Source organism: Brevibacillus laterosporus (assembly GCF_030489605.1).
Lineage (GTDB): Bacteria > Bacillota > Bacilli > Brevibacillales > Brevibacillaceae > Brevibacillus_B > Brevibacillus_B laterosporus_E.
In genome coordinates this window covers 1-1,462 of the sequence record NZ_JAUKFY010000058.1, presented here as the reverse complement: position 1 = coordinate 1,462, position 1,462 = coordinate 1, and the positions used below count along the sequence as shown (strand labels likewise).

Annotated in this window: 2 protein-coding genes; both read left to right on the top strand. The window is 46.0% G+C overall.

The annotated features are described in order from the left end of the window. Window positions 1-1,008 (top strand): hypothetical protein (locus QZ995_RS23625; RefSeq protein WP_301812389.1); only part of this gene is annotated, 1,008 nt, incomplete at its 5' end. Then, the gene (locus QZ995_RS23620; RefSeq protein WP_301812388.1) at window positions 1,005-1,355 is read left to right on the top strand and encodes a hypothetical protein; all 351 of its coding nucleotides are present in this window, start codon (window positions 1,005-1,007) and stop codon (window positions 1,353-1,355) included. The genes QZ995_RS23625 and QZ995_RS23620, both read left to right, overlap by 4 nt. Window positions 1,356-1,462: the final 107 nt, after the last annotated feature.

Below are 1,462 nucleotides of genomic sequence, written 5' to 3'. Positions count from 1 at the left end.
GTTGACAATTTTGAGGTTACTCTCCCGTGGGAGGTAACGGAACAAAAACCCGATCATGAACTCCTCTACAGCGGACCCAGTAAATCGTCACCACTTACAACAGGCCCTGCAATTGTTAGCATTGAGCTGGGGTTCGAAGGAGAAGGCAGTCTACAAAAATTAATCGAGGGCGACATGGATTACCCGATATGGAATTTTGCTGAAAGTGAGACTGTGACGATAACAGGTAGATCCTATGGAGCAAGAGCCTTCGATTTTAAAGAATCTATCAAAATGCAAAACATGACGGCCAGTGCTGCTTTTAAAAAGCTTGCTGCTCAACACAATTTAAAACCTGTGGTACCTGTGGCGACAGACACCTTTATCGGTGAGTATATTGGCGAAGACCACGCAAATGCAAAGCGAGAGGTATCTCACTGGGATTTTGTTTTGTATCTAGCGCAGAATGAGGGGTTTACCACTCATGTTAGGGGGAGAGAGTGGTATTTCGGGCCACGAGAGAAACTCCCGAACTACATGAAAGAACCTGTCATTTTTACATGGGGGCATAACATTAAACCGGGACTTCAAATCGAGCGAGCGCCTAAAGCGTCTCGAAATTTAATCGTTGAGGTTATCTCGTGGATACCAGGACGGGCGAAGAAGAGAGGAAAAGGCAATCTCAAGGGACAGCGGATTGTAGAAAAAGCATCTTTTGCAGGATCATCATCCGGAGAGAAAAAAACACTCCGTTACTATTACCCCAACGTTACACGAGATCAAGCCCAGCGTTTAGCCAGAAAAAAGCTAGAGGAGTTGTCTAAAACACAGGTCTTTGGCTCGTTTCAAACGGATTGGTTTCCTGACGTTCAAATCGATCGACGCATTTCTTTGCGGGGCGTCGGTACGGTTCTTTCACAGGACTACTTTACGTCAAAATTGATTGTCTCAGGGCAATTCGATTCGGGAATAGAAGCAGAAGTTGAATTTACGAATTTAGAAGCTGACGACGGAGGGAAATTTGGATGAGGTTCCATTCAGAGCAGGAAAAGGCGTTTGATCGCTCCTTACCTGGGGCAAGCTTTTCTTTCGCTACGATTAGCGGTGTCAATGAAGAAGAACGCTTGTTAAAGGTTGTTTTGGAGCCATACGGCAATGAGACAGGATGGTGTCGCGTGCTAAAGGACACGTTTTATCCTATTCCAAAGCACAAGGACCACCCAGATCCAGACGGCAAACACACTCATGACGAGCACGACCCGCAATGGCCCTATAAACCAGGGCAGGAAGTATTAGTGGGGTCTATTACTGGAATGGGTCATGAGCAGTACGTTGTCCTTGGTTTAATCGATCAAGGGGCGGTGAGTGATCAATGACGGATTTTGGGAATGACATTATGATCGTCAATAACGAAATCGTTTGGAACGGCGACGAAATTATCATGGTAGGCGGGGAACGCAATGTCATACAACAAGCATACCTG